Origin of the sequence: Streptosporangium sp. NPDC004379 (assembly GCF_042873875.1) — a bacterium.
Lineage (GTDB): Bacteria > Actinomycetota > Actinomycetes > Streptosporangiales > Streptosporangiaceae > Streptosporangium.
Window position 1 is genome coordinate 371,274 of the sequence record NZ_JBIAMC010000001.1, and the last position, 24,135, is coordinate 395,408.

Annotated in this window: 17 protein-coding genes; 12 read left to right on the forward strand and 5 right to left on the reverse strand. The window is 74.8% G+C overall.

Going from position 1 to position 24,135, the window contains the following annotated elements; genetic code table 11:
* The first annotated feature begins 212 nt into the window (after window positions 1–212).
* The 5 genes from ACFYSC_RS01570 to ACFYSC_RS01590 all read left to right on the forward strand — a co-directional run bounded on the left by ACFYSC_RS01570 (window position 213) and on the right by ACFYSC_RS01590 (window position 5,549).
* Window positions 213–1,640, forward strand: a complete 1,428-nt coding sequence (locus ACFYSC_RS01570; protein ID WP_389955119.1) for a sensor histidine kinase — start codon at window positions 213–215, stop codon at window positions 1,638–1,640.
* Window positions 1,637–2,320 carry a response regulator transcription factor gene (locus ACFYSC_RS01575; RefSeq protein WP_362940479.1) on the forward strand — a complete coding sequence of 228 codons (684 nt, stop codon included), beginning with the start codon at window positions 1,637–1,639 and terminating at the stop codon, window positions 2,318–2,320. Before ACFYSC_RS01570 ends, ACFYSC_RS01575 begins: the two co-directional genes overlap by 4 nt.
* 227 nt (window positions 2,321–2,547) lie before the next feature.
* Entirely contained in the window at window positions 2,548–3,612 is a 1,065-nt protein-coding gene (locus ACFYSC_RS01580; RefSeq protein WP_389955121.1) for a sigma-70 family RNA polymerase sigma factor, read from the forward strand.
* A gap of 101 nt (window positions 3,613–3,713) precedes the next feature.
* The gene (locus tag ACFYSC_RS01585; RefSeq protein WP_389956293.1) at window positions 3,714–4,526 is read left to right on the forward strand and encodes a C40 family peptidase; all 813 of its coding nucleotides are present in this window, start codon (window positions 3,714–3,716) and stop codon (window positions 4,524–4,526) included.
* A gap of 27 nt (window positions 4,527–4,553) precedes the next feature.
* Window positions 4,554–5,549 carry an LLM class flavin-dependent oxidoreductase gene (locus tag ACFYSC_RS01590; protein WP_389955123.1) on the forward strand — a complete coding sequence of 332 codons (996 nt, stop codon included), beginning with the start codon at window positions 4,554–4,556 and terminating at the stop codon, window positions 5,547–5,549.
* A 26-nt stretch (window positions 5,550–5,575) separates the two neighbouring features.
* Here the strand turns inward: ACFYSC_RS01590 and ACFYSC_RS01595 are convergent, their stop codons facing one another.
* Window positions 5,576–6,775 carry a hypothetical protein gene (locus tag ACFYSC_RS01595; protein WP_389955126.1) on the reverse strand — a complete coding sequence of 400 codons (1,200 nt, stop codon included), beginning with the start codon at window positions 6,773–6,775 and terminating at the stop codon, window positions 5,576–5,578.
* 246 nt (window positions 6,776–7,021) lie between these two features.
* Window positions 7,022–10,108 (reverse strand): bifunctional [glutamine synthetase] adenylyltransferase/[glutamine synthetase]-adenylyl-L-tyrosine phosphorylase, encoded by a 3,087-nt coding sequence (locus tag ACFYSC_RS01600; protein ID WP_389956296.1) that lies wholly within the window; start codon window positions 10,106–10,108, stop codon window positions 7,022–7,024.
* Window positions 10,109–10,447: 339 nt separating this feature from the next.
* Here ACFYSC_RS01600 and ACFYSC_RS01605 point away from each other — a divergent pair, with 339 nt between their 5' ends.
* A complete protein-coding gene (locus tag ACFYSC_RS01605; RefSeq protein ID WP_389955129.1) occupies window positions 10,448–11,320 on the forward strand; it encodes an alpha/beta hydrolase in 873 nt (290 codons plus the stop codon).
* 117 nt (window positions 11,321–11,437) lie between these two features.
* Here ACFYSC_RS01605 and ACFYSC_RS01610 read toward each other — a convergent pair whose 3' ends face one another.
* On the reverse strand, window positions 11,438–12,163 hold the full coding sequence (locus tag ACFYSC_RS01610; protein WP_362940494.1) for a hotdog fold domain-containing protein: 726 nt from the start codon (window positions 12,161–12,163) through the stop codon (window positions 11,438–11,440).
* 435 nt (window positions 12,164–12,598) lie between these two features.
* On the opposite strand from ACFYSC_RS01610, the gene ACFYSC_RS01615 reads away from it, so the two are divergent.
* Both ACFYSC_RS01615 and ACFYSC_RS01620 read left to right on the forward strand, forming a co-directional pair.
* On the forward strand, window positions 12,599–16,768 hold the full coding sequence (locus ACFYSC_RS01615; protein WP_389955132.1) for a SpoIIE family protein phosphatase: 4,170 nt from the start codon (window positions 12,599–12,601) through the stop codon (window positions 16,766–16,768).
* Window positions 16,768–17,064: an STAS domain-containing protein gene (locus tag ACFYSC_RS01620; protein ID WP_389955135.1), complete on the forward strand. Its 297-nt coding sequence runs from the start codon at window positions 16,768–16,770 to the stop codon at window positions 17,062–17,064. The genes ACFYSC_RS01615 and ACFYSC_RS01620 overlap by 1 nt, the downstream gene beginning before the upstream one ends.
* A gap of 150 nt (window positions 17,065–17,214) precedes the next feature.
* Here ACFYSC_RS01620 and ACFYSC_RS01625 read toward each other — a convergent pair whose 3' ends face one another.
* Window positions 17,215–18,576: a glutamine synthetase family protein gene (locus tag ACFYSC_RS01625; RefSeq protein WP_389955138.1), complete on the reverse strand. Its 1,362-nt coding sequence runs from the start codon at window positions 18,574–18,576 to the stop codon at window positions 17,215–17,217.
* Between the two features lie 292 nt (window positions 18,577–18,868).
* Here ACFYSC_RS01625 and ACFYSC_RS01630 point away from each other — a divergent pair, with 292 nt between their 5' ends.
* From ACFYSC_RS01630 to ACFYSC_RS01640, 3 genes are read left to right on the forward strand one after another with little or no spacing between them, the layout of a single operon-like run.
* The gene (locus tag ACFYSC_RS01630) at window positions 18,869–19,843 is read left to right on the forward strand and encodes a hypothetical protein (RefSeq protein ID WP_389955140.1); all 975 of its coding nucleotides are present in this window, start codon (window positions 18,869–18,871) and stop codon (window positions 19,841–19,843) included.
* A gap of 35 nt (window positions 19,844–19,878) precedes the next feature.
* Window positions 19,879–20,418 (forward strand): EF-hand domain-containing protein, encoded by a 540-nt coding sequence (locus ACFYSC_RS01635; RefSeq protein WP_389955143.1) that lies wholly within the window; start codon window positions 19,879–19,881, stop codon window positions 20,416–20,418.
* Window positions 20,419–20,462: 44 nt separating this feature from the next.
* Window positions 20,463–21,533 (forward strand): terpene synthase family protein, encoded by a 1,071-nt coding sequence (locus tag ACFYSC_RS01640; protein WP_389955145.1) that lies wholly within the window; start codon window positions 20,463–20,465, stop codon window positions 21,531–21,533.
* A gap of 77 nt (window positions 21,534–21,610) precedes the next feature.
* On the opposite strand, the gene ACFYSC_RS01645 is transcribed toward ACFYSC_RS01640, so the two are convergent.
* Window positions 21,611–22,588, reverse strand: coding sequence for a DUF5937 family protein (locus tag ACFYSC_RS01645; protein WP_389955147.1), 978 nt, complete (start codon window positions 22,586–22,588; stop codon window positions 21,611–21,613).
* Window positions 22,589–22,635: 47 nt separating this feature from the next.
* Between ACFYSC_RS01645 and ACFYSC_RS01650 the strand changes: the two genes are divergently transcribed.
* Window positions 22,636–24,093, forward strand: coding sequence for an MFS transporter (locus ACFYSC_RS01650; protein ID WP_389955149.1), 1,458 nt, complete (start codon window positions 22,636–22,638; stop codon window positions 24,091–24,093).
* Window positions 24,094–24,135 lie beyond the last annotated feature (42 nt).

The following is a 24,135-nucleotide window of genomic DNA, read 5'->3' on the forward strand; positions in this document are numbered from 1 at the left end:
GGGGGAGCAGCGGCTCCGGCGGACGGTCCAGCCGGAGGAGCAGTGGGTCCGGCCGGACGGGCCCACTGCTCCGGCCGTACGGGCCCACCGGCGGAGCGGCGGTTACGGCGGACGGATCCACCGGCGGAGCGGCCCTCCCCCGCGGACCGGCGGTCCGGCGCCCGCTCCCCGCGCTCGCGGAGGTCCGCGGACCCGGGTTCTAAGCTGGGGTGGTGCTCCCCCGCCCGCCGCTCTCCCGCAAGGCGCTGGACCCGCTGCTCGCCATGGTCATGGTCCCCGTCCAGGTCGTCGGCGTGCACCTCGTCTCGGGACCGGTCTACGTGCTCGACGCCGGCGGCGCGCCGGTCGAGCTGAGGAGCAGCCCGGTCGACTGGTTCGCCCACGCCGTGGCGGTGATGTCGGCGCTGGCGCTGTGGGTCCGCGGCCGGCGACCGATCCCGGCGCTCACCGTCACCGCCGGCCTGTTCGTCGTCTACACGATCGCCGGCCATCCCCTCGGGCCGATGGTGCTGCCGGTGATGATCTGCCTGTTCACCGTGGCCCTGTCGCTGCGGCACCGGCCGGCGGCCGCGCTGGCGTTCGCCGTGGTCGTCGCCGCCGGGGCGATCCGGCTGACCCCCCGGATCATCGGCCTGTACGGCGACGCCGGCCGGGCCGCCGGCGCACTCACCGGGCTCTACGCCTTCCTGGTCGCGGTCTTCGGCGGCGCGGTGCTGCTGGGCGAGGTGATCGGCCAGCGGCGGGCCGCCACGGAGGCGCGGAACGCGGCGGCGGAACGCGAGGCGGAGCGCCGGGTCGGCGAGGAGCGGCTGCGCATCGCCCGGGAGCTGCACGACGTGGTCGCGCACAGCATGGCCGGCATCGCCGTGCAGTCCTCCGCGGTCCTGCGGATGCTCGGCGACCCCCCTCCCGAGGTGCGTGCCTCGCTGATGGAGATCCGCAAGGCCAGCAAGGACGCACTGGCGGAGCTGCGGGCCACCGTGGGCACGCTGCGCGACGGTGGCCCAGGGGATGCCGGTGACGCCGGCGACGCCGCGGGGCCGGCCGCGCGAGGGCTGGACCGGCTCGACGCCCTCGTGACGGCCGTGCGCAACGCGGGCGTCCCGGTGGGCCTCCACCGGATCGGGTCCGAGGCGCCGCTGCCGCCGCGGGTCGGCCACGCCGCCTACCGGATCCTGCAGGAGTCGCTCACCAGCGTCCTGCGCCATGCCGGGCCGGACGCCGCCGCGACGGTCCGGGTGGAGTACGGCCCGGCCGGGCTGCGCCTGGAGGTGACCGACGACGGCCGGGGCCCGGCGGGTGACCGGGCCGGATACGACGGTTCCGGCGGTCACAACGGTTCCGGCGGGCACGACGGGTACGGCGGGCACGACGGGTACGGCGGGCACGGCCTCGCCGGGATGCGGGAACGGGCCGAGGCGGTGGGCGGTTCGGTGGACGCCGGTCCGGCGCCCGGCGGGGGGTTCAGGGTGTCGGCGAGCCTGCCCGTCCCCGCGGCGCCCGCCGTACGGGACGCCGGGAGAGGCCGCGGGAGAAGCGGCGGGAAGAACGCCGGGGTGAACGACGAGGAGAGCGTTGGGAGAAACCGCGGGAAGAGCGGCGTGAGGAACCGCGGGAGAAGCGACGGGGAGGCCGGATGATCCGGGTAGGGATCGCCGACGACCAGGCGCTGGTGCGGTCCGGGTTCCGCGCCCTGCTCGGCACCGAGCCGGGCATCGAGGTCGTCGGCGAGGCCGGGGACGGCGGCGCGGCCGTGGCGCTGGCCGGGGAGCTGCGCCCCGACGTGATGCTGATGGACATCCGCATGCCCGAGGTGGACGGCCTGACCGCCACCCGGCGGATCGCCGGCGATCCCGCGCTCGGCGGGGTACGCGTCGTGATCCTGACGACGTACGTGGAGGACGCCAACATCTTCGCCGCGCTGCGCGCCGGGGCGAGCGGCTTCCTCGCCAAGGACGCCGAGCCCGAGGAGCTGGTGCACGCGATCCGGGTGGTGGCGCGCGGCGACGCGCTGCTGTCGCCCGGGGTGACCCGCCGGCTGGTGGCCATGTTCGCGCGGGTCCGTGAGCATCCGGAGGCCGACGCGTCCCCGGACGACCTGCGGGTGCTCACCGGCCGGGAACGTGAGGTCCTCGCGCTGGTCGCGGGGGGACTGTCCAACGACGAGATCGCGCAGCGGCTGGACATGCGCCCGCTGACCGCCAAGACCCACGTGAGCCGCGTGCTGGGCAAGCTCGGCCTGCGGGACCGCGCCCAGCTCGTGGTGGCGGCCTACGAGTCGGGCCTGGTGCGGCCCCGCCGGGGCGCCCTCCCGTCCTGACGGTGCGCGGGCCGGTCCCCGCCGGCTGCCGGTTCCCATCGGCTTTTGTCGGTCCCGTCGGCTGTACTGGTCCGGTGTCCGCACTCCGCACGAGGCCCGGGATACGACCCGGGATGCGGGCTCCCGGACGCGGGACCCGGATCCGGGATCCGGGCGCGGGTTTCGGCCCCCGTCTCCCGGAGAGGGGTCGGACCACGCCTCCCGGAGAGGAACGAAAGGCTCACGACATGTCAGGTGACCCGGACGGCGACGACTTCCTCCGCCAGGCCGCTCCGTTCCGGCGCGAGCTGCTGGCGCACTGCTACCGCATGCTCGGCTCCGTGCACGACGCCGAGGACCTGGTCCAGGAGACCTACCTCCGGGCGTGGCGCTCCTACGACCGCTTCGAGGGGCGATCGTCGCTGCGTACCTGGCTGCACCGGATCGCCTCCAACGCCTGCCTGGACGCCCTGGAGAGCCGGAACCGCCGGCCGCTGCCCACCGGCCTGGGCGGCCCCGCCGATCCCGGTGACGCCCTCGTGCGGCGGCCGGAGGTGCCGTGGCTGGAGCCGGTGCCCGACGCCCTGGCCGGTGTCCCGGCGGGCGTCGGGGCCCGCGTCCCGGCGGGCGCGGCCCCGGCCGATCCCGCCGCGGTCGTGACCTCGCGCGAGAGCGTCCGGCTGGCGTTCGTCGCCGCCCTCCAGCACCTGCCGCCCCGGCAGCGGGCCGTGCTGATCCTGCGCGACGTGCTGAGCTGGCGGGCGGCCGAGGCCGCCGAGACGCTCGGCACGACGACGGCGGCCGTCAACAGCGCCCTGCAGCGTGCCCGTGAGCGGCTCGGTCAGGTGGCGCCGTCCGAGGGCGGAACCACCGAGCCGGACGAGCCGGACGAGCGCGAGCTGCTCGACCGTTACGTCGCGGCGTTCCAGGCCAAGGACGTCCCGGCCATCGTGGAGCTGCTCACCGCCGAGGCCGTCTGGGAGATGCCGCCCTTCACCGCGTGGTACCGCGGGCGCGCGGCCGTCGCCCGGCATCTGGCGACGCGGTGCCCGGCCGGCCCCGGAGACCTCCGGCTGCTACCGGTCGGTGCGAACGGTCAGCCGGGGTTCGCGATGTACCTGCGGGACGACGGCGGGTACCGGCCGTTCGGCATCCAGGTGCTCACCCCCACCGCGTCCGGTGTCGCGCACGTGGCCGTGTTCTTCGGTCTCCGGCTCTTCACGACGTTCGGCCTGCCACCGCGCCTGCCAGCGACCCCGCCGGTCTCTCCCCCGCGCTCCGCGCCTCCTTCCCCGGTTACGGCGGGCCGGTGAGCCCGGTCCCGGCAGACCGGTGAAGGCGAGGACCGAGCGCGATCGGCGGGTGAATTAGGCAGAATTGACCTGACTTGCGCCGAGGAGCGGGGGTGAGCGGGATGGCACGGGTCTCGCGGAACGACCCGGAGAGCCGGGCCACTGGGGGCACAGGGCACCCCGGGGACACCGGGGACACGGCACGGTCCGGGGACGGCACCGGCCGCCGCGGCCCGGCGGCCTCGGAGGGCCCGAGGGCCGGGAGCGGCCCGGACCGGAGCCGCAGGCGGGCGGTCGCGGCGGGCGCGGCCGTGCTCGCGGGGGTCCTGGTGGTCGCCGGCGGCTCCGCGCCGCTCCTGCCGGCGGCCCTGAACCGGGTGACGGCCATCGCCTTCGCGATCGAGGCCGGAGGTCACCAGCCGGGCTGGTCCGGCGGCTCGATCCCCTACTCCTGGGGCGGCGGCCACGACACCGCCCCCGGTCCCTCCTACGGCACCTGCCAGGGCTACACCGGCCGGATCCGGCCCTGCCCGGCCACCGCCACCCTGGGCCTCGACTGCTCCGGGCTGGCCCGGTGGGTCTACCACCTGGCCTACGGCCGCGACGTCCTGGGGCCGGGCAACACCGACGACCATGTCAGACGGCTCACCAAGGTGCCGGCCGGCCAGGCCCGCCCCGGTGACCTGGTGTTCTACGGCGAGATCGGCAAGCGTACGGTGAAGACGCACCACGTCGGCGTCTACATCGGCGGCGGCGAGATGGTGAACGCGCTCCGGACCGGCACCGAGGTGCGGATCGACCCGGTCAACGCGGTCAAGGACTTCGCCGGCTACTTCCGGTACCTTCCGCCCTTGGGCCCCGAGGCGATCCCCCAGGCCGCCGCCGTGGACCGTTCCGCCCGCCATGACCGTCCGGACGTCCTCTCGCTACGGTGAGGGTCCGCGAAGATCTCAGGAGCCCCCATGCGCCTCGGCGTCATGTTCGACCGCGATCTCCCCCCGGAGTCGCTCGTCCCCTTCTGCCGCCACCTCGACGCCACGGAGGTGGACGACGTCTGGGTGGTGGAGGACCTCGGCTGGACGGGGGCGATCTCCTCGGCCGCCACCGCGCTCGCCGTGACCTCGCGGGTCCGGGTCGGCATCGGGATCACCCCGGCCCCGCTGCGCAACCCGGTCCTGCTGGCCATGGAGCTGGGCAACCTGGCGCGCATGCATCCGGACCGGCTCGCCGCCGGGATCGGCCACGGCGTCCAGGACTGGATGCGCCGGGCGGGCGCGGCGGCTCCCTCGCCGCTGGCGTTGCTGGAGGAGACCATCGTGGCGGTCCGGGCGCTGCTGCGCGGGGAGACGGTCACCACGCGGGGCCGGGCCGTACGGCTCGACGGGGTACGGCTGGTGCACCCGCCGGCGGTGCCTCCTCCGGTGCTCGCCGGGGTGCTGGGACCGCGCTCGCTGGAGCTGTCCGGGCGGGTGGCGCAGGGCACGATCCTGCCGGAGGGGTTCGGCCCCGAGCGGATCGCCGGGGCCCGCGGGCTGATCGGCGCCGGCGGGCGCGGGCGGGCCCTCCCCGCCCCGGGCGGCGGCGTGCCGGCGCCCGGTGGAGGCGGGTCGGCGCCCGGCGGCGGCCCGGACGGCGAGCGTGGATCAGCCGGCGGCGGGGACGGGCATGGCGGTGACGGGCCGGGCGGCGGCCACGAGGTGGCGGTGTTCACCCATCTGTACGTCGACGACGACCCCGCCCGGGTCCGCGAGGCCGTCCGGCCCTCCGCCGTGGAGACGGGGTCGTTCCTGGGCGTCGTCCCGGACGAGGTGCCGATGGCCGCGGGCACGGCGAAGACGGCCGCCGCGCACGTCAGGGCACTGTGGGCGGCGGGGGCCGGCACGGTGGTGCTCCGCCCGGTCGGCGACGAACCGCTCCTCCACGTCGACCGGATCCTGGCGGCGCTGCGCGACGGCTGACCCGCCCGACGCGGGCCGTGCCGGCCCTACCCGGAGCGGCGGTCGCGCAGGCCGGTCAGGCGGCGCAGGACGTCCCACCAGAAGGACGCGCCGAACAGCAGGGCGATCACGGTGATCAGGTATCCGGGCCAGTGGCCGGGGCTGATCAGCCGGTCCCACCACGAGGCGCCGTTCCAGTTGAAGGAGGGGTCGCGCTCGCCGTCCGGGGGGATCGTCACGCTCACCAGGGAGTGATCGAAGATCTTGACCAGCGCCGGCGAGCTGAACGCCTCGGTCACACAGTCGTACGGCTCGGCGGTGCCGGACACGGCGCACTTCTCCCGCAGCGCCGCGAGGCCCTCGCCGCCGCCCCCGGCGATGGCGGCCACCCCGGCCCGGTAGGCGTTGTCGCGCAGCAGGGTCTTGCCGTACTCCAGGGAGTCCATGCCGAACACCAGCGTCAGCGCCAGCGCGAGGACGAAGATCACCCATTTGACGTAGCGGCGGTACAGCCCGGACAGCCGTTCCATCTCGCCGTCGAACCAGTTCTCCACGCCCTTGCGGAACCTGCCGAGGTCGCGCTGGGCGCTCTCCCAGACGCCCCGCAGGTGGCCGGCGAGCGGGCTGCCGATGGCCTCCAGCTTGGCGAGCAGGCCCTCGACCCCGCCCTCCTCGGCGGCGACCAGCTCCATCACCGCGCCGGAGAACCGTTCCGGCGGGATGTCGGAGATGCTGGTCCGCGCCCCCTTGGGGTGGTCGATCTCGCGCAGCCGCTCGTACAGGCGCTCGGTCATGTCCACCCGCGGGGCGGGCACGGGATCGGCGTCGGACGCCGGATCACCGGCGGGGACGGCACCGGTGGCGGACGCGGGACCGTCGGACGTGAGGCCGTCGGACGGGACACCGGCGGATGCGACGCCGGCGGGCATGTGGCCGTCGGGCGCGGGGGCGGCCGTGGACCCGGGGTCGGCGGGCACCGGCTCGACCACCGGCGGCGCGGGCTCCGCCTCGTGGCGGGGGCGCGGGTCGGAACCGGAGAACGGCAGCCGGGCGAAGACGTCCGTCACCTTCGCCGGAACCCACGACCGGCCGTCTCCCCGGGCGCCGTCCAGGGTGTCGCGGAGATAGGCCCACAGGAACTTGCTACGGATGCCGAAAAGCCGGACGAGGGCCTCGTTGGCCCCGCTCACCAAGAGCGAGAGGAACAGGAAGGCGAGCACCAGGCCGATGGCCAGGTCGATGTACACCGATATCAATATGGATCACCCGCACCGTTGATACACGCCCGTCCCATCGGGCGCAACGGGATCGGCGAAAGAGACGGGGACGGGCATGACGGACCCCCGCGCCACGACGCCCTCCCGGAGCGGCCCGCGGCCCAGATTCCGCGGCCCACGAGCCACGAGCCAGGGTCCGGAGGACCGGGAGGCTGGGGGTCCGGGGGCCGGGGTCCGGGATCTGCGGCCTGAGGCCCCGGTGCCCGGCGGCGCCGTTCAGTCCTCGTAGAAGGCCCGTTCCATGACGCGCCGGGCGCGGCGGGTGACGCGGCGGTAGTCCTCCACGAAGTCCTGGGTGCCGTCCGGCGGATAGCCCAGGGCCTGGGAGATGAGCGCGCGCTCCCGGCCGTCCACCGGGATGGAGTCGGCGGCCCTGCCCCTGACCAGGACGATGGCGTTGCGGACGCGCGAGGCGAACCGCCACGCCTCGGCGAGCGCGGCCTCGTCGTCGGCCGCCAGCAGATCCTCGGCGACGGCGGCGCGCAGCGTCTCCAGGGTGCGGGTGGTCCGCAGCGACGGCAGCCGCCCGGCGTGGCGGAGCTGGAGGAGCTGGGCCACCCACTCCACGTCGGACAGCCCGCCCGGACCGAGTTTTGTGTGCAGGGCCGGGTCGGTGCCGCGCGGCAGCCGCTCGGCCTCCATGCGGGCCTTGAGCCTGCGGATCTCCAGCACGGCGGTGTCGGGGATGCCGTCAGCCGGGTAGCGCAGCGGGTCGGCCAGCTCCAGGAACGCCTCGCCGAGCGACGCGTCGCCGGCCGAGAACCTGGCCCGCAGCAGCGCCTGCGACTCCCACGGCGACGACCAGCGCCGGTAGTAGGCGGCGTAGGAGGCGAGGGTGCGCACCAGCGGCCCCTGGCGGCCCTCGGGGCGGAGGTCGGGATCGACGATCAGCGGCGGGTCGGGGGCGGGCAGCGCCAGCAGGCGGCGCAGCTCGTTGGCCACCGCGTGGGCGGCGTCGGCGGCGTCCCGCTCGGCGACGCCTTCCAGGGGGGAGTGGACGAACATCACGTCCGCGTCGCTGCCGTAGGAGGGCTCGGCGCCGCCGAGGCGGCCCATGGCGATCACCGCGAACGCCGTGCCCAGCGGGGCGCGCCGTTCCATCCCGACCTTGTCGATCGCGGCGTCCAGCGCGGACTGGAGGGTGGCGTCGTTCAGCGCCGACAGCGCGTGGCCGACCCGTTCGACGTCGAGGTGACCGGTGAGGTCGGCGACGGCCGTGCGGAACAGCTCGCGGCGGCGCAGCCCGCGCACCGCGGCGACCGCGTTCTCGGCCGTCGCCTGGCGGCCCGCCGTGGCCCGCGCCTCCGACAGCAGCGCCTCCGGGGGGCGGGGGGCCAGTTCGGCGTCCGAGCCGAGCATCGCCACCGCCTCGGGGGCGTTCAGCAGCAGTCCGGTGGCGTAGCGGCTGGTGCCCAGCAGCCGGGCGAGCCGTTCGGCCACCGCGGTCTCGTCGCGCAGCAGTCGCAGATACCACGGGGTGGTGCCGAGTTCGTCGGAGACCTGCCGGAAGCCCAGCAGCCCGGCGTCGGGGTCGGGGGCGTCGGCGAACCAGCCGAGCATGACCGGAAGCAGGGTCCGCTGGATCGCCGCGCGGCGGGAGACGCCGCTGGTGAGGGCGCTGATGTGGCGTAGTGCCCCGGCGGGGTCGGTGTAGCCGAGCGCCTCCAGTCTCGCCTGGGCCGCGGCGGTCGACAGCCGGGCCTCGGACTCGGGCAGCCGGGCCACGGCCGGCAGCAGCGGCCGGTAGAACAGCTTCTCGTGCAGCCGCCGCGCCTCCATGGCGTGCCGCCGCCAGCGGGCGGTGAACGCCTCCACCGGGTCGCCCGTCATACCCAGTGCCCGGCCCAGCCGCCGCAGGTCGGCGGGGTCCGCGGGCACCACGTGGGTACGGCGCAGCCGGTGGAGCTGGAGCAGGTGCTCGACCCGGCGCAGGAACGCGTACGCCTCGGCGAGGGCCTTGGCGTCGTCGCGGCCGACGTAGCCGCCGCGCGACAGGGCGGCGAGTGCGGGGAGCGTGGCGCGGCGGCGCAGCAGCGGGTCCAGGCGGCCGTGGACGAGCTGGAGGAGCTGGACGGCGAACTCGATGTCGCGCAGCCCCCCGGGCCCCAGCTTGATCTGGCGTTCGGCGGCCTCGCCGGTGTCCCTGCGGACGTGGTCCTCGACCCGGCGGCGCATGGACTGCACGTCCTCGACGAACTTCTCGCGGGTGGCGGCCTGCCAGACCATCTCGTTCGCCGCTCCGACGTACCGCTCGCCGAGCTCGGTGTCGCCGGCGACCGGCCGGGCCTTCAGCAGCGCCTGGAACTCCCAGGTCTTGGCCCAGCGCCGGTAGTAGGCCAGGTGGCTGGCGAGGGTGCGGACCAGCGGGCCGGCCTTGCCCTCGGGGCGCAGTGCGGCGTCCACCTCCCACAGCGCGCCCTCGGGGGTGGTGGCCGAGCAGGCCCGCATCATGCCCTGGGCCAGGCGGGTGGCGAGCCGGAGCGCCTCGGTCTCGTCGCCGCCCTCCTCGGCCGGTTCTGCGACGAAGACGACGTCGACGTCGCTGATGTAGTTCAGCTCGCGGGCGCCGCACTTGCCCATCCCGATGGCGGCCAGCCGTACCGCGTCCGCGCCGGGGTGCTCGGCCCGCGCGACGGCGAGGCCCGCCTCCAGCGCGGCCCCGGCCAGGTCGGACAGCTCGGAGGTGACCTCCGCGAGGGAGGCGGCGCCGGTGACGTCCCGGGCGGCCAGGTGGAGCAGCCGGCCGCGGTAGGCGACGCGCAGCGCCGACAGCGTCTCGGTGCCGTGCCCGTCGGCGCGGGGCCGGGGGTCGCCGGGGTCGGCGCCGACCGCGCGCAGCAGCCCGGCCCGCAGGTCCCGGGAGGCGGGGCGCCGTACGGCCCGCTCGTCGGCGAGGAGGGCGAGGTGCTCGGGGTGCCTGACCAGGTGGTCGCCGAGGGCGGCGCTGACGCCGAGGACACCGAGCAGCCGCGCGCGCAGGCCCGGGTCGGCGCGGAGCGCGCCGAGGACGCCCGGGCCTCCCGGAGCGCCGGGACCACCGTGGCCTCCCGGGCCGCTCGGGCCTCCGGGACCGGCGGGACCGGCGGGGTCTCCCGGAGCGCCGGGGCCGCCCGGCTCGCCGGGGTCCCGCTCGACGAGCCGGGTGAGGGAGGTCAGGGCCAGGTCGGGGTCGGCCGTGCCGACCAGGGCGTCGAGCAGCTCCAGGTCACCGGCCGCCTCGGGACCCAGCTCGGCGAGCAGCCGCTCGGCCCTGGCTCCGTCGGCGAAGCCGAGCCGGGCCAGCCGCCCGGCGGTCGTCTGCATGCGGGGCACGGTCTCCACCGACCCTCCGTCGTCTCACGGTCACGAGTCGTCCATCACGGTCACGGATCGTCTTCACGGTCACGGGTCGTCTTCACGGTCACGGGTCGTCTTCACGGGCATGAGTCGTCTTCACGGTCACGGGCGCGGGTGACGCCCTGCCGGCCCACTCCGGCGGCCGGAGACGCACGGCGGTGACCTTCAGGACCTCATGAACGGATCCTACGGCGCGGCGCGGCGGGTCTCCGATGCCGTTTTCCCGACGACCCGTGATGGCCGGGCGATGACCGGGGTGGCACACTGGCCGGAACCCCGAAAGGCCGAGGAGAGCGTGGTGAGCCGGTGAGCCCTGTCAGTCCCGTCTTCGGCGAGGTCGCGGTCCCCGGCGGCGCGCTGCGCGTCGCGCGGTTCGGCACCGGGCCACGCGTGATCGTGGCGGTGCACGGCATCACCGCCTCCCTCATGTCCTGGGGCGCCGTCGCCCGGCGGCTGCCGGCCGGCTGGTCGCTCGTCGCGATGGATCTGCGCGGCCGCGGCCACAGCGCCGGACTGCCGGGCCCGTACGGCCTGCGCCGCCACGCCGAGGACGTGAACCTGGTGGCCGACTCGGTGGGCGCGGCACGGGACATCGTGCTGACCGGCCATTCGATGGGCGCCTACGTCGCCGCCCTCGCCGCGGCCGGTCGCGACTACGCGAAGGTCGTGCTGATCGACGGCGGGCTGCCGCTGCCGCAGGCCCCGGGCGCCGACCCCGACGTGGTGCTCGCCGCCACGCTCGGCCCGGCCCTCGCCCGGCTGGAGCAGACCTTCCCGAGCGTCGAGGCGTACGTGGACTTCTTCCGCGCCCACCCGGCCTTCGCCGGCGCCTGGCGGCCGGAGGTGGAGGAGTACGTCCGCTACGACGCGATCGGCCCAGAGGGGGCGGTGCGCTCACGGGTCCGGGCGGAACCGGTCCGTCAGGACGGCCGGTGGCTGCTCACCGAGGGCGAGGCGATCGGCGACGCGCTGCGCGCGGTGCGGTCGCCGCTGTCACTGCTGCGGGCGCCGCGCGGGCTGCTGGACCAGCCGGTCGGCATGCTGCCCGAGGAGGTCGCGGCCGTCTGGGCCGGGCGGCTGCCCGGGCTGCGCGACGAGATGGTCGACGACTGCAACCACTACACGATCCTGTTCGACGACCGCTGCGCCTCGCTGGTCGCCGACCGGCTCACCGGCTGACCGCCGCCCACCGCGACGGCGGCGGACGGCGGTCGGCCCGGGGAACCGGACGGCCCGGGGAACCAGCCGGTACGGAGGGTCGGCCGGTCCGGGAGGCCGGGCGTTACAGCGGGCGGGTCAGGCGGGAGCGATCCAGGTGGCCTTGGCGGAGGCGACCAGGGTGCCGTCCACCTCGTACACGGCGCTCTCGCCGAAGAGCTTGCGACCCTCGCGACCGGTGGCGCGGGCCACCACGGAGTAGGTGCCGCCGGGGTAGACACGGCGGTGGACCCGGGCGGTGAGGCGGCCGAGCAGGGCGAACTCACCGGGCTTGAAATGCGCCCAGCCGGTGGCGCAGTCGAGCGCGGCCCAGATGACCGCGTCGGGGACGGAGCCGTCGGTGTCGGCGACGGTCATCGGCACCCGCCAGCCCGCGGCCACCAGGCCGGTGCCGGCCACCGGGCCGGGGAAGATCCGCAGGCCGTCGCCGGGAGTGCGCAGGCCGCAGGAGAAGCATCCGGGGAAGGCGTGGGCGGTGAAGCCGGCGAAGCCGGTCTCGGCGAGGGCCGCCTTGTTGAACGGCACGAAGTCCGGGGCGTCGAGCTCCTCGGCGACGGAGATGGCCTCCACCAGGAGGGCGCCGTCGCGGGTGAGGGTGGCGGTGCCGGCCAGGTGACGCAGCTCCAGCTCGGTGTCGAGCGGGGTGGGCGCGTGCAGCGTGACCTCGACGGCCGAGTCGTGCCGGGCGCCGTACGACGCCTCGGTGACCGTACCCGCGATCCATCCGCCGTTCGCGGTGCCCTCCGGCCCGCGGAAACGCGCCGGAACGGTCAGCACGGTCTGCAGCTCGGCAGCCGTCGTCATGCCGCACCTCCTAGTCGCCTTCACGGCGATTGGTTCGTTAACAAATCGTTTTAAACGGACCGACCGATTTTACCGGAGTCATCGCACACCTGCCGAATCAGGGGTCCGCGACGTCCCGCCGGTCACGGAAGCCCCGGCCGCGGGGCGACCGGCCGGCCTCGTCCGGAAGACGCGGATCGCGGCGGCGCGGGACGGTAAGGATAGGGCACCGCGGGGCTCTCCCGCGGCCGGATTCCGCGCTTCGGTGAGATATGCTGCCCGTCACCGTCGCCTCCCCCATGTCCTGGTTCATGCCGTTTCGTCCGACAGGCTGCCGGCTGATCCCGCGGGTCGTGTCATCGAGCCCGCGGACGGGGACGGCGCCGGTCACGCGACAGCGGCACGGTGACGGGTCCGGTGCGCAAGGCTGGGCCCGGCGTGAGGAAAGGGTGTCAGATGGCGCACTGTGACGACGCTGAGCGCGGGCCGGTGAGAGCGTCCGGCGCCCGGGTGTTCACCGCCGACGACGAGGTCGGCAAGGATCTCGCGCTGGTGGACTGGCGGGCGACGCCCCTCGGGCCGCCGGAGGGGTGGCCGCAGAGCCTGCAGACGGCGGTGAGCATCCTGCTGTCGTCCCGGTTCCCCATGTGGATGGCGTGGGGGCCGCGGCTGACGTTCTTCTGCAACGCCGCCTACCGCCGCGACACCCTGGGCCGGAAGTATCCGTGGGCGCTGGGCCGGCCGGCCGACGAGGTGTGGGCGGAGATCTGGGGCGACATCGGCCCGCGGATCGACACCGTGCTGGCCACGGGGAAGTCGACCTGGGACGAGTCCCTGCTGCTGTTCCTGGAACGGGACGGCTATCCGGAGGAGACCTATCACACGTTCTCCTACAGCCCCCTCAGGGACGACGCCGGCGCGGTGGTCGGCATGCTGTGCGTCGTCAGCGAGGACACCGAGCGGGTCATCGGCGAGCGGCGGATGGCGACGCTCCGGGACCTCGGCTCCGACCCCAGCGTGGCCCGCACCGAGCAGGAGATGCTGGCCTTCGCCTGCCGCCAGTTCGGCCGCAACCCGCACGACCTTCCGTTCACGCTGACCTACCTGCTCGACGACGACCGCGCGCGGCTGGCGGGGACGACCGGGATCCCCGCCGGGCACCCCGCCGCCCCGGAGACCCTTCCGCTCGGCGATCCTCAGGGGGTGTGGCCCACGGCGGCGCCGACCCGGGGGGAGCCGGCGCTCGTGGCGCTCGACGGCGACCCGTTCACCGGCCTTCCCTCCGGGGGCTGGCCGGATCCGCCCACGCACGCGCTGGTGGTGCCGCTGCTGCAGCAGGGCGGCGCGCCGTACGGATTCGTGGTGGCCGCGCTCAACCGGTACCGGCCCCTGGACGACGCCTACCGCGGGTTCATCGAGCTGGCCGCGGGACACGTCGCGGCGGGGATCGCGAGCGCCCGCAGCTACCAGGCCCAGCAGCGGCGGGCCGAGGAGCTGGCCGAACTCGACCGGGCGAAGACCGTCTTCTTCTCCAACATCAGCCACGAGTTCCGCACGCCCCTGACGCTGATCATGGGGCCGGTGGAGGAGCTGCGCACCCGCCTGCAGGGAGCCGACGCGCAGGTGCGAGAGGAGCTGGAGGCCATCCGCCGCAACGGCCTGCGGCTGGGCAAGCTGGTCAACACCCTCCTGGACTTCTCCCGCATCGAGGCGGGCCGGATGCAGGCCCGCTACGAACCCGTCGACCTGGCCGCGGTCACCGCCGAACTGGCCAGCCTCTTCCGCTCCGCCGTGGACAGGGCGGCCCTCTCGTTCCGGGTCGACTGCGCCCCCATGGACGAGCCGGTGTACATCGACCGCGGCATGTGGGAGAAGGTGGTCCTCAACCTCCTCAGCAACGCCCTGAAGTTCACCTTCGAGGGGTCGATCGGCGTCACGGTGCGCGAGGAGGACGGCCACGCGGTGGTGACCGTCGCCGACACGGGCATCGGCGTCCCGGCCGAGGAGGTGCCGCGGCTGTTCGAGCGGTTCCACCGCATCGAGAACGCCCGATCGCGGTCCAACGAGGGGAGCGGCATCGGGCTGGCCCTCGTCCAGGAACTGGTCGGCCTGCACGGCGGCACCATCGTCGCCGACAGCACCGAGGGTGAGGGCACCCGCTTCACCATCCGCCTGCCGTTCGGCTCGGCGCACCTGCCCCCGGAGACGATCGGGACGGTCGCCGACCCCGCCGCCGCGGGCTCCGCCGCCGCCGACCCCTACGTCCAGGAGGCGCTGCGCTGGCTGCCGGAGGACGACGCCGCACTCGCCGGGGACACCTCGGACGCGTCGCCCCAGGACTCCTACGCCGCCCCCGCCGCGGGCCCGGCCGTCCCGGCGCGCGTGCTGGTCGCCGACGACAACGCCGACATGCGCGGCTATCTCGTCCGCCTCCTCAGGGGCGCCGGATATCTCGTCGGCACCGCGGGCGACGGGATGGAGGCCCTGGACGCCATCCGGGCCGACGCCCCCGACCTCGTGGTCAGCGACGTGATGATGCCCCGCCTGGACGGCCTGGCCCTGGTCTCGGCACTGCGGAGCGACCCGCGCACCGCGGCCGTCCCCGTGCTGCTGCTGTCGGCGCGGGCGGGCCAGGAGGAGTCCATCGAGGGCCTGCAGGCCGGGGCCGACGACTACCTGGTCAAGCCGTTCGCCGCCGCGGAACTGCTCGCCCGGGTGCGGGCCAACATGGAGATGGCGCGCCTGCGCCAGCACCAGGCCCGCTGGCGCACCGCGCTGGTGGACTCCCTGCAGGAGGCGTTCTTCGTCTGCGACGAGAACGGCGCCGTCGTCGAGATCAACAACGCGTTCACCGACATCCTCGGCTACGGCTCGGAGGACCTGCCCTACACGGCCGTCCACCCGTGGTGGCCTGACGCCGACGCCGACCCGGAGGCCCACCGGCAGGTGTCCGAGGCCTTCTCCGACCTCCTCGGTCACGACAAGGGCGGCTACACCATCCCCGTCATCCACCGTGACGGGCACCGGGTGTGGGTCAGCGCCAGCTTCAACCACGCGCAGGACCCCGACACCGGGCGCCGCGTCGTCGTCGGCACGTTCCGCGACGTCACCGCCGAGCACTACGCCATCCAGCGGGAGAGCGCCCTCGCCTCCCTGAGCACGGCCCTGTCCCGGGCCGTGAGCCTGCCCGAGGCGCTGGCCGGCGCCCTGCGGGAACTGCACGACCTGTGGCGTGCCCGGTGCGTGCTGGCCGCCGTCTTCGCCGGTGACGAGCCCGTCCTGACCGCCACCGACGAGTCGCTGAGCTGGCACGGGCTCTCCGCCGAGCACCGCCGGGCGCTCACCGGCCTGCGGGAGCGGTCCCCACTGGCCCCCGTCGCCGACCGCACCGGGATGGGCGTCCTGCTGGAGCATCCCGACGGCCCGCTGGCGCTCTGGGTCGACCTGGGCGGCCGCCGGCCCTTCACCGGCGAGGACCAGCTGCTGCTGTCGCTGCTGGCCGGGTATCTCGCCCAGGGACTCGTCCGCGCCCACCAGATCGACCAGCAACGCGAGACGGCGATCGCGCTGCAGCGCGCCATCCTCGGCCCGGCCCGGCTTCCCGAGGGGTTCGCCGTCCGCTACGAGCCCGCCAGCCGTCCCCTGGAGGTCGGCGGCGACTGGTACGACACCATCACCCTGCCCGACGGGCGCATCGGCATCGTCGTCGGCGACTGCGTCGGGCACGGCGTGGAGGCCGCCGCCGTCATGGGGCAGCTGCGGAGCGCGTGCCGCGCGCTGCTCCTGCAGGACGCCAGCCCGGCCCGCACCCTCATGGCCCTGGACCACTTCGCCGCAGGCGTCCCCGGCGCGAGGTGCACCACCGCCTTCTGCGGCGTCCTCGACCCTGAGACGGGGCTCCTGACCTACTCCAGCGCCGGGCACCCGCCGGGCATCCTCGCCCATCCCGACGGCACCACCCATCTGCTCGACGGCGGGCGCTCCATCCCCCTGGCCGCCCGGCCGGGCAGGACCCGCCCCGAAAGCGAGACGGTCATCCCGGCGCGGGCCACGCTCATGCTGTACACCGACGGCCTGGTCGAGCGTCGCCGCCACCCGCTGGACGCGGGCATCGACCGGGCCAGCCGGGCCGTCCAGGACGGCCGGGACGTCGCCGTCGACGACCTCGCCACGCAGGTGATGAGCCACCTGGCGCCCGCCGGCGGCTACAACGACGACGTCGCCCTGCTGCTCTACCGCCATCCCACTCCGCTGGAGATGACCTTCCCCGCCGAGTCGTCCCAGCTCGCCCCCGTCCGCAGGGCTCTGCGGAACTGGCTCACCCAGTGCGACCTGCCGGCCCAGACCATCCAGAACGTCCTGGTCGCCGCCGGTGAGGCGTGCGCCAACGCCATCGAGCACGGCCACCGCCACGCCCCCGGCGACATCGTCCGGCTGCGGGCCGAGGCGTTCGTCGACAACCTGCGCCTCACCGTCGCCGACAGCGGCCGATGGAAACTCCCCCAGCCCGAGGCGAACGCCCATCGCGGCCGCGGCGTCGCTCTGATGCGCGCCATGATGCAGCAGGTCACCATCACGCCCAGCCCCTCCGGCACCACCGTCGACATGCTCATGAGGATCGCCTGATGACCACGCCCCTTACCCTCACCCCCGGACACCGCCCGGACGGGGTCGCGCTCCTGACCGTCGCCGGTGAGATCGACATGAGCAACACCGACGTCCTCGCCGCCGCCCTCGACCGCGCTCCGGGCCCGCTGGTCCTCGACCTGACCGACGTCGAGTATCTCGACAGCGCGGGCCTGAGCGTCCTGTTCACCCACGCCGACCGCCTTACGGTCATCGCCAACGAGCTGCTGTCCCCGGTCCTGACCATCTCGGGGCTCGCCGAACTCGCCACCGTCCACGACGGGGAGCCCGGGTAGACGTCCGAGGAGGCTCGGGCGGACACGTGTGAGGGGCCCGGCCGGCGCCGTACGAGAGGTCCGGGTACGCGTGGGAGGGACCCGGCCGGCGCTGCCGGCCGGGCTCACGCGGGGCGGTTCGCGGTCTTCCGGAGCGGGGAGCCCGGCGGGTCAGAGAACCGGCAGGTAGCGGCCCAGCTCGAACTCGGTGACCTGGCGGCGGTAGTCGCGCCACTCGGCGCGCTTGTTGCGCAGGAAGTAGTCGAAGACGTGCTCGCCGAGGGTCTCGGCGACCAGCTCGCTGTGCTCCATGACCGAGATGGCCTCGTCCAGCGACTGAGGCAGCGGGCGGATGCCCAGCGCCCGGCGCTCGGCCGAGGTCAGCGCCCAGACGTCGTCCTCGGCGCCGGGGGGCATCTCGTAGCCGTCCTCGATGCCCTTCAGGCCGGCGGCCAGGATCACCGCGAAGGCGAGATAGGGGTTGCAGGCCGAGTCCAGGGAGCGGAACTCGATGCGGGTCGAGCCGCCCTTGTGCGGCTTGTACATCGGCACCCGCACCAGGGCCGAGCGGTTGTTGTGGCCCCAGGAGATGTAGCTGGGCGCCTCACCGCCGGCCCCGGCGATCGCCTCGGCGCCGCCCCACAGCCGCTTGTAGGAGTTGACCCACTGGTTGCACACGGCGGTGATCTCCGCGGCGTGCGCGAGCAGACCGCCGATGAAGGAGCGGCCGACCTTGGAGAGCTGGTACTCCGCGCCGGGCTCGTAGAAGGCGTTGCGGTCCCCCTCGAACAGCGACATGTGGGTGTGCATGCCGGAGCCCGGCTGCTCGGTGAAGGGCTTGGGCATGAAGCTCGCCCAGATGCCCTGCTCCAGCGCGACCTCCTTCATGACCAGGCGGAACGTCATGATGTTGTCGGCGGTGGTCAGCGCGTCGGCGTAGCGCAGGTCGATCTCCTGCTGGCCGGGGCCGCCCTCGTGGTGGCTGTACTCGACGGAGATGCCCATCGACTCCAGCATCATGATCGCGTTGCGGCGGAAGTCGTGGCCTGAGCTGTGCGGGGTGTGGTCGAAGTAGCCGCCGTCGTCGATCGGCTCGGGACGGGCGCCCTTCTCCGGCCGTTCCTTCAGCAGGAAGAACTCGATCTCGGGGTGGGTGTAGAAGCTGAACCCCATGTCGGAGGCCTTGGCCAGGGTGCGCTTGAGCACCCAGCGCGGGTCGGCGTGGGAGGGCGACCCGTCCGGCATGAGGATGTCGCAGAACATCCTGGCCGCGCCCGGCATCTCGCTGCGCCAGGGCAGGATCTGGAAGGTCGAGGGGTCGGGCTTGGCGAGCATGTCCGCCTCGTAGACCCGGGCGAAGCCCTGGATCGACGAGCCGTCGAAGCCCATGCCCTCGGCGAAGGCCCCCTCCAGCTCGGCGGGCGCGATGGCCACCGACTTCAGGAAGCCCAGCACGTCGGTGAACCACAGCCGGATGAACCGGATGTCGCGTTCCTCAAGGGTGCGGAGAACGAACTCCTGCTGGCGGTCCACGGCTCCTCCTCCATTACCGACCGGGCGCGACACTCCTGGCCGCGTACAAGTCTGCCCGCTTCGTGTTTCGCACACGTTACGAGAAGAACGGCGGAAAGGCGCATCGGCCGCACCGCCCTCGGGCTCGGCGACTGGCGCGTCCCGGCCGTCCGGCGTGACCGGTGATGCGAGACTCCCAGCAGCCGGAACCGAGTTTGCCCAGGTCAAAGCGGCTAAAACCCCTCTGACCGGGTCAGGGCGGTCGCTCGTGCCCGGCAGGAGCGGACCGAATGTTCTCCCGGGGAGGAAGACGATGCGCACCGGACTGCGGCACGGACCGGCGGGCGGCGTCACGCCGCACGGACCGATGGGCGGCGCCACGCCGCACGGACCGATGGGCGGCGCCACACCGTACGGCCCGGCGGGCGGCGTCGCGCCCGGCGCGCCGCCCCTCCCGCTCACCGAGAGGCTCGCGGCTCTGGCCGTGCCGTGCCCGGTGCACCCGTCGGTGCACCGGATCGAGGCGGCGGCCATCGCCTGGTCTCGCCGGCACGGCCTGCGGGCCGACCCCGGCGGGGGCGCGCACCTGCTGGCCGGGAGGGCGTTCGCCCGGTACGGCACGGACGCGGCCACGATGTTCGCCCGCTGGCTGATCTGGATGTCCGCCGCGAGGGAGGATCCCGCGGCGCTGGCCGGGGTTCCGGCGGTGGCGCGCGGGGACGAGCCGGGCCCGGCGGCGGTGGAGCGGGCGTTCGCCGACCTGTGGCGGGTCTGCGCGCCGCGGATGAGCGACGGCTGGCGCGAGGGGTTCCTGGCCGGGCTGGACGCCCAGCGCGCGGCGCTGCTCCGCGCCGCGGCGCCGGCCGCCGGCGACTACCCGCCGTTCGGCAGGGACCGCTTCGGCCGCTACCTGTTCGACCTGGTGGAGCCGTGCGCCGGGGTGGAGGCGCCCGCGTCCGTACGGCGGAGCCCGCACTGGGCGGCGGTCGTCGAGGCGAGCTGCGACGTGGTCGTGTGGTGCGCGGACCTGGTGTCCGGGGACGGCTACCTGGCGGCCGCGAGCCCCGGCGCAGGCGGGGACCCCGTGGCGTGGGTCACGGATCGGTTGGTCGAGCGGATGGACGACCTGTGGACGGCCGCCCGCATGATCCCGCAGGTGGTGGAGCGGCGCGGCCTCGACACCGCCGCCGCCCGGGAGGTGATCCAGGTCACGTGCGCTTTCTTGACCATTCCCAGGGCCCATCTGGAATGGCTCTTGGAATCACCTCGCTATCGTCACCTAGCGTAATCGTCCGCGCCATTCACGTAACACGAGGGTCTACCGTGAGCACCGAACTTCTCAAGCACAAATTAGACCGTGCCTTCGGGCACCTGGACGTCGACGGCGACGGCCGGGCCGTACGGGACGACATGCTCGGGCTGGGCGCCAGGATCCTGGTCGGATTCGGAGAGTCACCGACCTCTCCGGCGGGCAACCGGCTCGTCGGCGGGCTGGAGGCGATCTGGTCGACGCTGTCGGCCGCGGCCGGCGGCGACGGCGTGATCTCCCCGGAGGGCTTCCGGGCGGGCATGATCTCGGCGTTCGTGGAGGGCGGCCGGTTCGATCCGGTGTTCCGGCCCGCCGCCGAGGCGGTCGCGCGGCTCTGCGACACCGACGGGGACGGCTCGGTCCGGCCGGACGGCCTGCGGATCGCACTGACCGCCTTCGGCACCGCCCACGACGACGTGGACGTGGCGTTCGACCGGCTCGACCGCGACCGGGACGGGGTCATCGCGGTCGGCGAGCTGGTCGAGGCGGCCCGGCAGTACTACACGAGCACCGACCCGAACGCGGCCGGCAACTGGCTCTTCGGGCCGCTGTAGTGCTCGCCAGGACATGCGGGGCGGCGCCCCGCGAGATGGACGAGATGGAACGATGGCCGTCCCGGGCCCGCACCCCCGTCACGGCCGCGTCCCTGCTCCTGCCCCTCGTCGAACGGGTACCGGCGATGGGCGCGCCCTGCCGCATGCACCCCGCCATCGACCGGATCGGGGCGTCGCTCGCCGAGTGGGCCCGGGGGACGGGCCTGGAGCCGCCCTCGGGGGCGCGGTTCGAGCGGATGGCGGGCCGCGCGCTCGCCGACGCCGGCGAGGACGCGGCGCTGCTGTTCGCCAAGTGGCTGACCTGGCTGTTCTGCTTCGACGACGAGTGGGACGAGAAACCGGCCGGGCGGGTGGCCGAGACCGTCGACGCCGCCTTCACCCGCCTCGGCGTCATGACCCGGGCTTCGCCGTTCCTGCCGGGTTCCACCGGCGGGTCCGGCGCGTCCGCGACCGGGGAGCGCCCTCCCGTTGAGGCGTCGTTCGCCGGCCTGTGGCGGGCCACGGCCGGGCGGATGAGCGCCCGGTGGCGGCAGCGGTTCGCGCGGGGGCTGGTGGCCCAGGGGGCGGCCTGCCGCGCGGAGGCGGAGAACCGGTGCGCCGGGCGGGTGCCCTCGGCCGCGGAGTACCCGGCGCTGCGCCGGGGCACCGCGGGGCCGTACCTGTTCGACCTGGTCGAGCCGTGCCTGGGGGTGGAGGTGCCGCCGGGGCTGAGGGAGAGCGTGACCTGGCGGACGCTGGTGGACGCCTGCAACGACGTGACGGCCTGGTGCAACGACGTGGCGTCGTATCCCAAGGAGCGGGCCAACGGCGACGTGCACAACTACGTGACGGTCGCCGCCGGCGCGTTCGGGTTCTCGGAGGCGGAGGCCGTCGCCTGGGTCAGCGACCGGATCGCCGAGCGTGCCGAGGACCAGCGCGCCGCGGCCCGGCGGCTGCCCCGCCTCTTCGACCGGTTCGCGCTGTCGCCGGCCCAGGCCAGGGACGTCAGCAAGGTCGCGTGCGCCTTCCTGGCCGCGCCGCGGGCGCAACTGGAGTGGCTCCTGGAGTCCAGCCGGTACGGCGCGGCCGCCCCGGCGGCCCGGGACGGATACGGCCCGGCGGCCCAGAGCGGGTAGGCCCGGCGGCCTGGGGCCGGAGGGTTCCGCCCCTCCCGGACCGGCGCGCCCCGGACCGGCGCGGCGATCCCGCCGGTTCAGGAGACGCAGGCGAGGGAGTCGCCCACCGGGCTGCGGCGGTAGACGACCTCGCGTCCGAGGCGGCGGCGGGTCACCAGCCCCCCGCCGGCCAGGACGGTGAGGTGCTGGCTGACCGCCCCGGGGGTGAGGCCCATCCGCCGGGCGAGCGCCGAGGTGGTCGCGGGCTCGGCCAGGGCGGTGAGGATCCGGGCCCGGGTGCGGCCGATCAGCGCGGCGAGGGCGTCGGGGGCGGGCGGCGGGCCGTCGGTCCACAGCGTGCCGACGCCCGTCGCCGGGTAGACGAGCATCGGCTGGTACGGCTCGACCATCGCGGCGGTGTCGGGCCAGTGGAAGGCGGTCGGCACGAGGACCAGGCCGTCGCCGCCGATCGGCGCCGAGTACTCCCGGCTCCGGACGATGGCGAGCCGGTCGCCGCGCCAGCTCACGTTCGGGTGCAGGTCGGCGAAGAGGTCCCGGGCCCCTCCCGCGGCGAGCCTGCGGGAACGGCGCAGCACGTCGGCCTCCAGCAGGCCGTGGACGCGCGGCCAGAACCCGGCGAGCGCCGCCTCCCAGTAGCGCTCCAGGGCGTCGGCGACGCGTGCCACCCCCGCCTCCGGGTCGGCGGTGAACCGCGCGACGATCCGGGGATCGGCCCCCTGCACCCACCCGGCCTCCTCCGCCGCCCGCGCCGGGGGCGTGCGCCGTACCCGGTCCAGCTCGGTGGCGAGGTCGGGCAGCGGGGTGTCGGGGACGGGCGTGAGGAAGTCGGCGAGGTAGCCGCGGAGCGGGACCAGCGCGAACAGCTCCGCCATGTCGAGCGCGGCCACCCGGTCGCGTACGGCGCGCACCCACGGCAGGTGCAGGGAGTGTCGGGCCGGGTCGCGGATCACCCGCAGGCTGGCCACCAGCTCCCAGAGCGGGGAGAACGCGAAGCGGATCCGCGCGACGTCCTCGGGGGCGAAGATCCACTCGACATGGCAGGACTTTTCAGGCACGGCTAAAAGATTCGCGTCCGGCCGCCCGCCTGTCCAATCATGCCGTCATGACGAGCACGACCGTCGCCGGACCCGGCTCGCCGCCCGGCTCCCCCGACTCCCCCGGCTCCAGCGGGCCGTCCGGTTCCTCCGGTTTCCTGCGGTCGAAGCTGGGCGGCCTGCCCCGGCCGTTCTGGGCGCTGTGGGCCGGCACGCTGGTGAACCGGGTGGGCATGATGGTCCAGCCGTTCATCGGCGTCTACCTGATCGAGTCCCGCGGCATGTCCCTGACCGCGGCCGGCACGGTGATGACGGTGTTCGGGGCCGGTTCGCTGGTCTCCCAGGTCCCCGCGGGCTGGCTGGCCGACCGGTACGGCAGGCGGATCACACTCGCCGGCGGCATGACGGCGACCGCCGCCGCCATGGCGGCGCTGGGCGCGAGCAGCTCGTTCCCGGCGATCGTGACGTCGATGTTCGTGCTGGGCCTGGCGATCGACGCCTACCGGCCGGCCTCCAGCGCGCTGGTGGCGGACCTCGTCTCCCCCGCCGACCGGCCGCGCGCCTACGGCCTGCTCTTCTGGGCGCTGAACCTGGGCTTCTCGGTGGCGATGGTCGCCGGAGGCTGGCTCGCCCGCGCCGGGTACGGGTGGATGTTCGCCGTCAACGCCCTCACCTCGGTGGCCTTCGGCCTGCTGGTGTGGCGGGCGGTGCCCGAGACGCTGCCCCGGCGCGCGGGCCGCGCCGGATCCAGGCAGGGCCGCACCGGGTCCCGGGGCGGGAACGGCGGACCCTCGGACGGCGGGCCCTCGGACAGCGGGCCCTCGGACAGCGGGCCCTCGGACAGCGGGCCCTCGGACGGCGGCGGACTCCAGGGCGAGGGCGACCGGCTCCGGGACGGCGGGACTCCGGCCGGGGATCGCGCCGGGACGCGGAGCGGCGGGCTCGCCGCGCTGCTCGGCGACCGGCTGATGATCGTCTACTGCCTGATCTCCCTGCTGTACAGCATGGCCTACACCCAGGCGTTCACCACCCTGCCGGTGGCGATGAGCCACTCGGGCTTCTCCACGGTCGACTACGGCCTGGTGATCGCGGTGAACGGCGTGCTGATCGTGATCCTGCAGCCGCTGACCGGCGACTGGCTCGGCAGGCGCGACCCCGGCACCGTTTTCGCCACCGGCCTGATCGTCATCAGCGCGGGCTTCGCGCTGACCGCCTTCGTCTCCAGCGTCGCCGGGTACGCCGCGGGCGTGGTCGTCTGGACGCTGGGCGAGATCCTCACCGCGGGACTGCCGGGCGCGATCGTGGCGGTCCTCGCCCCGACCCACCTGCGCGGACGATACGCCGGCGTGTACGGCCTGGCCATGTCGGGCGGGGCCATGCTCGCCCCGCTGGCCGGAACCCGCCTGCTCGAAGCCGGTCCCGTCACGCTGTGGCTGACCGTCGGCGGGGTCAACCTGGTCGCGGCGGCGGGCCTGTTCGCGATCCGTCCGGCGCTGCGCCGCCGCGCGGCCTCGCCGGAGGCGTGAGCGGAGTCGGAGGCGTGACGGCGGAGGCGTGACGGCGAAGGC

Bases quoted from the DNA above. Each gene is read 5' to 3' on its own strand.
- ACFYSC_RS01575 (WP_362940479.1), top strand. From the start codon at position 1,637: ATGATCCGGGTAGGGATCGCCGACGACCAGGCGCTGGTGCGGTCCGGG.
- ACFYSC_RS01650 (WP_389955149.1), top strand. From the start codon at position 22,636: ATGACGAGCACGACCGTCGCCGGACCCGGCTCGCCGCCCGGCTCCCCC.
- ACFYSC_RS01590 (WP_389955123.1), top strand. From the start codon at position 4,554: ATGCGCCTCGGCGTCATGTTCGACCGCGATCTCCCCCCGGAGTCGCTC.
- ACFYSC_RS01615 (WP_389955132.1), top strand. From the start codon at position 12,599: ATGGCGCACTGTGACGACGCTGAGCGCGGGCCGGTGAGAGCGTCCGGC.
- ACFYSC_RS01610 (WP_362940494.1), bottom strand. From the start codon at position 12,163: ATGACGACGGCTGCCGAGCTGCAGACCGTGCTGACCGTTCCGGCGCGT.
- ACFYSC_RS01600 (WP_389956296.1), bottom strand. From the start codon at position 10,108: ATGCAGACGACCGCCGGGCGGCTGGCCCGGCTCGGCTTCGCCGACGGA.
- ACFYSC_RS01620 (WP_389955135.1), top strand. From the start codon at position 16,768: ATGACCACGCCCCTTACCCTCACCCCCGGACACCGCCCGGACGGGGTC.
- ACFYSC_RS01640 (WP_389955145.1), top strand. From the start codon at position 20,463: ATGGAACGATGGCCGTCCCGGGCCCGCACCCCCGTCACGGCCGCGTCC.
- ACFYSC_RS01580 (WP_389955121.1), top strand. From the start codon at position 2,548: ATGTCAGGTGACCCGGACGGCGACGACTTCCTCCGCCAGGCCGCTCCG.
- ACFYSC_RS01585 (WP_389956293.1), top strand. From the start codon at position 3,714: ATGGCACGGGTCTCGCGGAACGACCCGGAGAGCCGGGCCACTGGGGGC.
- ACFYSC_RS01630 (WP_389955140.1), top strand. From the start codon at position 18,869: ATGCGCACCGGACTGCGGCACGGACCGGCGGGCGGCGTCACGCCGCAC.